8 protein-coding genes and 1 tRNA gene are annotated in these 6,075 nt (G+C 60.5%); 5 read left to right on the top strand and 4 right to left on the bottom strand.

The window, feature by feature from the left end; translation table 11 throughout:
- Positions 1 to 180: 180 nt before the first annotated feature.
- From ABD827_RS15085 to ABD827_RS15075, 3 genes are all read right to left on the bottom strand, one after another.
- On the bottom strand, positions 181 to 570 hold the full coding sequence (locus ABD827_RS15085; RefSeq protein ID WP_344965505.1) for a hypothetical protein: 390 nt from the start codon (positions 568 to 570) through the stop codon (positions 181 to 183).
- Positions 571 to 773: 203 nt separating this feature from the next.
- Positions 774 to 850, bottom strand: a tRNA-Pro gene (locus ABD827_RS15080).
- Between the two features lie 40 nt (positions 851 to 890).
- Positions 891 to 1,061 (bottom strand): hypothetical protein, encoded by a 171-nt coding sequence (locus tag ABD827_RS15075; protein ID WP_344965504.1) that lies wholly within the window; start codon positions 1,059 to 1,061, stop codon positions 891 to 893.
- A 95-nt stretch (positions 1,062 to 1,156) separates the two neighbouring features.
- Between ABD827_RS15075 and hinT the strand changes: the two genes are divergently transcribed.
- From hinT to ABD827_RS15050, 5 genes are all read left to right on the top strand, one after another.
- Positions 1,157 to 1,507, top strand: a complete 351-nt coding sequence (gene hinT, locus ABD827_RS15070) for a purine nucleoside phosphoramidase (RefSeq protein ID WP_344965503.1) — start codon at positions 1,157 to 1,159, stop codon at positions 1,505 to 1,507.
- A gap of 10 nt (positions 1,508 to 1,517) precedes the next feature.
- Positions 1,518 to 2,126: a penicillin-binding protein activator LpoB gene (locus tag ABD827_RS15065; protein ID WP_344965502.1), complete on the top strand. Its 609-nt coding sequence runs from the start codon at positions 1,518 to 1,520 to the stop codon at positions 2,124 to 2,126.
- The gene (locus ABD827_RS15060; protein ID WP_344965501.1) at positions 2,116 to 2,940 is read left to right on the top strand and encodes a phosphotransferase; all 825 of its coding nucleotides are present in this window, start codon (positions 2,116 to 2,118) and stop codon (positions 2,938 to 2,940) included. Before ABD827_RS15065 ends, ABD827_RS15060 begins: the two co-directional genes overlap by 11 nt.
- 40 nt (positions 2,941 to 2,980) lie before the next feature.
- Complete coding sequence (gene nagZ / locus ABD827_RS15055; RefSeq protein ID WP_344965500.1) at positions 2,981 to 3,994, top strand: beta-N-acetylhexosaminidase; 1,014 nt, start codon at positions 2,981 to 2,983, stop codon at positions 3,992 to 3,994.
- Between the two features lie 169 nt (positions 3,995 to 4,163).
- Positions 4,164 to 5,456, top strand: coding sequence for an NAD(P)/FAD-dependent oxidoreductase (locus ABD827_RS15050; protein WP_344965499.1), 1,293 nt, complete (start codon positions 4,164 to 4,166; stop codon positions 5,454 to 5,456).
- Between the two features lie 274 nt (positions 5,457 to 5,730).
- Here the strand turns inward: ABD827_RS15050 and ABD827_RS15045 are convergent, their stop codons facing one another.
- Positions 5,731 to 5,958: a hypothetical protein gene (locus tag ABD827_RS15045; RefSeq protein WP_298720428.1), complete on the bottom strand. Its 228-nt coding sequence runs from the start codon at positions 5,956 to 5,958 to the stop codon at positions 5,731 to 5,733.
- Between the last annotated feature and the right edge of the window lie 117 nt (positions 5,959 to 6,075).

The following is a 6,075-nucleotide window of genomic DNA, read 5'->3' as shown; positions in this document are numbered from 1 at the left end:
ACTTGCTCTCGCCGGGTGTTTCGGCATGACCTATAAAAACTGGGGAGCCCTCAGCGCCTTCGCGGGAATGACAGGAGAGGGTGTGCGGGCATGTCGACAGAACCACATCTGTTATGCAGCACTGCTTATGCAGGCCGTGCCGGTCCAATGAATGGGACCCTACGTTGAGAACGCGCCAAATCAGCGGGAGGCGATTAACCGCTGCCGGGCCTCATCGGTGGAGCCGAGTGTTTCAACCAGCACCCTGTCCTGCTGCCAGTCGATGCGCTGACCGGTGCTGGCATAGAGGCTGTCGTTCAGGCTGTCGGGGGTGGCATTCGGTTGCAGCTCGGTTCGACCGCCGCCGGGCAGATAGATGGCACCGGTGGCGAAGTCGACTGCAAAGGCGATGACGCCGGGCACGACGAAGAACAGCAGACCCACGCCGTTGGCGATGGCCACCACAGGGTCGATACGGCCGCTGACCTGGCCCTTTCGCTCCGGATAGAAGACGGTGCCGCAGGCGGCCAGCTGGGTGGTGAGTGCGCCGGCCAGCAGCAGCGCCAGCGACTTTCGTTGCAGTATTTTCATGGCAGTTCTCCGAAGCGGTAACATACCCAGACAGTGTATCCGATAATGGTACTGCTTGAATCCGATTTGATGGCGCAATGACAGAGGCTGGCGCTAGTCTGTCTTTATCGTCACGCTCGCGAAGGCGGGGGTCCAGTGCCTTTGCAGGCAAATCGCAGGCAATAAAAAACCCACCGAAAGGTGGGTTTTTTAAAAGGGTAATCTGGTCGGCGTGAGAGGATTCGAACCTCCGACCCCTAACACCCCATGCTAGTGCGCTACCAAGCTGCGCTACACGCCGATAATGTCAACCTTACCTCGGTAAGCGACGGGGAGGGATATTAGGTAATGTCCTTGATACTGTCAATACAGAACCGGGGGCAGTGGGTGCGTTTGCCGTTTATCTGCACAATCGACACGGTATCCCGGGATTGCGGCAGGTAAACGGCGGGCCTTGTCTGCCGGGTACGGCTGCCCGGGGTTATGTTTTTAATCAATCGTTTATTCGCCATGACATCATTCCCTTGACGAATAACAAGGCTATAATGGCGACTCTCGATCGAGGCCGAGCGACACGGTCCGGTGATTTATTTCAAGGAGATCGGCAATGGCAGAAGAAACCATTTTCAGCAAAATCATTCGCAAGGAAATTCCTACCGATATTTTGTATCAGGACGAGCTGGTTACCGCCTTCAGCGACATTTCACCCCAGGCGCCAACCCATATTCTGATTATCCCCAATGTGCTGATCCCGACGGTTAACGATGTAGAAGCGGAGCACGAACTGGCTCTGGGCCGGATGTTTACCGTGGCTCGCAAACTGGCGGCCGAGGCCGGCGTGAGTGAAAACGGCTATCGACTGATCATGAACTGCAACCGCGACAGCGGGCAGGAAGTTTATCATATTCACATGCACCTGCTGGGTGGCCGTCCACTGGGTCCGCTGCTGGCCAGATAAGGAAAGCCCGATGAACCGGTTTCGCATCACATTACTGCTGGCCGCAGGGGGCGTGCTTACCGCCTGTGCCTTGCCCAACCCCTATTCTTCAGCGCCTGCTCCGGTTCGCCCGGTGGGGCCGGACTCAACGCAACCGGCGCCGCCACTCACGCTGCCGCCGCCACCGCCACCGGTGATTGAGCTGCCCGAGGCACCGGTGGCGCCGCTGCCGGAGGTACGCAGTGCCAACCTGGAGCGGCTGGTCGACGGGCTGGCAGGCCGCCTTAAAAACAGCGCTGCCATCAATGAAGTGCAGGGCGTGGTGCTGTTGGACGACATCGGCAATCAGGCCGGCAGTCCGGTGGATACCCGAGGCCTGACCGAGCGCCTGCGTGCCGGTCTGGGGGGCAGCCTGAACTTTGCCGACGGGGCCACGGTCAGCAGCCTGCGCCAGCAACTGGCCTATCAGGGCGGTCGGGCCGACATGGCGGCGCTGGTGCGGCTGGGTAAGCAGAGCGGCGCCGATTATCTGCTGTCTACCACCCTGACCCGCAACGGCGGCGGCACCAGCCTGCAGGGGCAACTGATGGAGCTGAGCAGTGGTGAGGTACTCTGGTCCGATCGCGTGAGTGAACGCTGATCGGCTGCTGGCGTCGCTGCCCCGCCGGTGGCAGGGGCAGCTGACGCCGCTGGCGGGCGGTTACACCAATCGTTGCTGGCGGCTCGACACGGCCGGGGGCAGTTACTGGCTCCGGCTGGGCTGCGATCATCCGGCCCTGCTGGGCATCGACAGAACGCTGGAACTGCATGCCCATACTGCCGCCGCCGAGGCGGGGCTGGCGCCGGTGATCCGCTATGCCCGGCCCGAACAGGGGCTGCTGATCCTGGACTGGCTGGACCAGCCGGACTGGTGTGGGCGCAAACCCGACTTGCCGCGGCTGATGAGCCGGGTGGCTCGCCTGCACCGCATCGACATAGCGCTGCCGTTGCTGGATCTGGCGGCCCAGGCAAATCATTATCTGCAGCAGTTAACGCCACTGGCGCCCGAGCTTGCGGTATTTGTGCCGCACTTTGCCTCGCCGGTGCTCAATCCGGCCTTTACCCCCGTGTTCTGCCATCACGATCTCAATGCCGCCAACCTGCTGGGCGAGCGGCCCTGGCTGCTGGACTGGGAATATGCGGCCCGCGGCGATGCGGCCTTTGAGCTGGCGGTGATTGCCGACAGCTTCGAGCTGAACCCCGAGCAGGAGCGGGCGCTGCTGGCGGCCTATGCGAATGCCGGTGGCACCCTCGACGGGCGCCATTTTCAGCTGCGTCGGCCTTGGGTACAATGGCTGACGGCCCTGTGGGCGGCGCTGCAATACCGGCGCTCCCCGGCCCCGCGCTATCTTGAGCTGCAACAGCGGGCGCTGGCGCGGTTGCAAATGGCGCTGGTATCTATTGAATCAAACTGACCACTAAAGCGCGGTAATAAAGCGCGGTAACGGAGTAATCATGGGCCCCTTTATTCTTGATGTGCAGGGTTGCGAGCTGGACGCCGAAGAGCGCGAACTGCTGGCGCACCCGACGGTGGGCGGGGTCATTTTTTTCCGTCGTAACTATCACGACCGGGCGCAGCTGAGTGCCCTGGTCAAGGCCATTCGCGCGGTCAAACCCGGCCTGTTGTTGACGGTGGATCACGAAGGGGGCCGGGTGCAGCGCTTTCGCGACGGCTTCTTTCCGCTGCCGGCCCCGGGCACCCTGGCGGCATTGAATCATCCGGACAAACTCACCCTGTTGGAAGATGCGGGCTGGATGATGGCGGCCGAGCTGCTGGCGCACGACATCGATCTGAGCTTTGCGCCCGTGCTCGATCTGGAGCGGGGCAGCGAGGTCATTGGCGATCGCAGTTTCGGCACCGATCCCGAGCCGGTGATCGAACATGCCGGCGCCTATATTCGCGGCATGAATACCGCCGGCATGGCGGCGGTGGCCAAGCATTTTCCCGGTCATGGCAGCGTGCGCGCCGACTCCCACAAGGAAAGCCCGGTCGACCCCCGCGACTATGCCGAGATTGAGCAGGCCGACATGGTGCCGTTTCGCGCCCTCATCTCTGCCGGTCTGGTGCAGGGCATGATGCCGGCTCACGTGATTTATTCGGCGGTCGACCCGCATCCGGCCGGATTTTCCTCCTTCTGGCTGAAACAGATATTGCGGCAACAGCTCGGCTTCAAGGGGCTGATCTTCAGCGACGATCTGACCATGGAAGGCGCCGCCGTGGCCGGGGGCTATGCCGAGCGGGCCCACAGCGCCCTGCAGGCGGGTTGCGATTTGCTGCTGGCGTGCAATCACAGGGCCGGGGCGGTGCAGATTATCGACGCGCTGCCTCACGACCTGCAGCGGGATCTGTCTGCGCTGCGCAAGCGAGATCTGTCTGTTGTGGGCAAACATGATACGGCATCCAGCCAGCTTTATGGCAGCCGTCGCTGGCGCGAGGCAAGCGAGCGGCTGCGACGGCTCGAAGGCTGAACCATCGAGCGGCGGCCGTTAATTTTATGTGAAAATAACGTTGTGGTTTCGCCGCCGCCTTTTAAAATATGGCCTTTCGCAATAAAGGCTGTTGCAAGAATCTTCGGCTATGGCCACACACCACGCCGCCATAGCCGCAGGTTTTTTATTACCTTATCAGGGGTCAAACATGACAAAGATTATCGTGGTCGGCGGTGGTGCCGGCGGGCTTGAGCTGGCGACCAAACTGGGCCGCAAGCTGGGGCGCAAGGGCAAGGCGGAAGTCACACTGGTAGACCGTAACCGAACCCATCTGTGGAAACCGCTGCTGCACGAAGTGGCGACCGGTGCCATGGATCCCGGCATCGACGGCCTGAGCTATCGCTCCCACGCCCATAACCACGGCTTTTCCTTTCAGATGGGCTCACTTACCCACATCGACCGGGACGCCAACACCATTACCCTGGCACCGATGCTGGACGATAACGGCAAGCCGATGCTGAGTGAACGCACCTTGCCCTATGACATTCTGGTGCTGGCCATCGGCTCTGTGTCGAACGACTTTGGCACTCAGGGCGTGCGCGACCACTGCATTTTTCTCGACAGCCCGCAACAGGCCGAGCGGTTTCACAACGAGCTGATGAACCGCTTCCTGCAATACGGTGAGAGCGAGTCGACCGACGACAAGGTGAGCATTGCCATTGTGGGCGCCGGCGCCACCGGGGTGGAGTTGTCTGCCGAGCTGTACAATGCGGTAGAGCACCTCGGCGCCTACGGTTTCAAGAAGCTCAGCCCCGAGTGTCTGCGTCTGACCCTGGTGGAAGCGGGCCCCCGCATTCTGCCGGCGCTGCCCGAGCGAATTTCCGGCATGGCGCACAAGGAGCTCCGTGAGCTGGGAGTGGATGTGCGCACCAACACCATGGTGGTGGAAGCCACCCCGGATGGTCTTAAAACCAAGGATGGCGAGCTGATCCCGGCCACCCTGATGGTCTGGGCGGCGGGTATCAAGGCGCCGGACTTCATGAAAGACATTGCCGGATTGGAAACCAACCGCATCAATCAGCTGACGGTCAAGCCGACCCTGCAGACCAGCCGGGACGATCGGATTTTCGTGATTGGCGATTGTGCCCATTGCCTGCAGGAAAACGGCAAACCGGTGCCACCACGCGCCCAGTCCGCCCACCAGATGGCCAGCCTGGCCTACGACAACATACTGGCCCGGCTCGACAACAAGCCGCTCAAGCCTTACGTCTACAAGGATCATGGCTCTCTGGTGAGTCTGAGCCGCTATTCCACCGTTGGCTCCCTGATGGGTAATCTGATGCGCGGCTCCATGATGGTAGAAGGGCGCATCGCCCGTACCGTGTATGTGTCTTTGTACCGCATGCACCAGGTGGCGCTGCACGGCTACACCCGCACCGGCCTGATGATGCTGGTCGGGCGTATCAACCGTTTTCTGCGACCACGTCTGAAACTGCACTAAACACCGGCCATGCCCAGTGTTAGCCGAAAGCGGGAAGGGAAACCTTCCCGCTTTTTTATTGGCGGTGCTTGTACTCCTACCGTTGTAGGGTCGACTTATTTTTAGGTAAGAGTATTCGACCCATGGCGTTGTACCAAAGACCGACGGTCCAATGAATTGGATCTACCACGTTGTCATCCGACTCATGGCTACCGTTGTAGGGTCGACTTATTTTTAGGTAAGAGTATTCGACCAATGGCGTTGCACATATATCCGGCGGCTAATGAACCAGCCCCTAGGGGGGCGGGTCGTTTTCCCGCTTCATCAGCACGAAGGTGAGATACATCTTGGTCGGCAGCGACAGCACTGTGCCCACGGCCACACAGGCGGCGCTGAGCAGAATGCCTTTTACCCCCAGGGCGGCGGCGAAAGCACTGTTATGCAAATAGACACCCAGCAAAATCAGCATGATTCCAATCACCATCATTATCTTCAGCAGCCGGATTAGCGTGCGGTCGGTCATCTGGCACCTGCCTCCTGAGCTGCGGTGGGGAGTCACCCTTTCAGCCTAGGGGGCGTTCTCAATCATTGTAAAATCCTGCCGATAGTAAGTGCATCATGGATCTGAAGAGAGTGAAAC

This window comes from Oceanisphaera sediminis, assembly GCF_039539745.1.
Lineage (GTDB): Bacteria > Pseudomonadota > Gammaproteobacteria > Enterobacterales > Aeromonadaceae > Oceanimonas > Oceanimonas sediminis.
This window is presented reverse-complemented; position numbering and strand designations above follow the sequence as displayed.

Coding starts and splice junctions, on each gene's coding strand:
- ABD827_RS15045 (WP_298720428.1), bottom strand. CDS start 5,958: ATGACCGACCGCACGCTAATCCGGCTGCTGAAGATAATGATGGTGATT.
- ABD827_RS15050 (WP_344965499.1), top strand. CDS start 4,164: ATGACAAAGATTATCGTGGTCGGCGGTGGTGCCGGCGGGCTTGAGCTG.
- nagZ (WP_344965500.1), top strand. CDS start 2,981: ATGGGCCCCTTTATTCTTGATGTGCAGGGTTGCGAGCTGGACGCCGAA.
- hinT (WP_344965503.1), top strand. CDS start 1,157: ATGGCAGAAGAAACCATTTTCAGCAAAATCATTCGCAAGGAAATTCCT.
- ABD827_RS15065 (WP_344965502.1), top strand. CDS start 1,518: ATGAACCGGTTTCGCATCACATTACTGCTGGCCGCAGGGGGCGTGCTT.
- ABD827_RS15075 (WP_344965504.1), bottom strand. CDS start 1,061: ATGGCGAATAAACGATTGATTAAAAACATAACCCCGGGCAGCCGTACC.
- ABD827_RS15085 (WP_344965505.1), bottom strand. CDS start 570: ATGAAAATACTGCAACGAAAGTCGCTGGCGCTGCTGCTGGCCGGCGCA.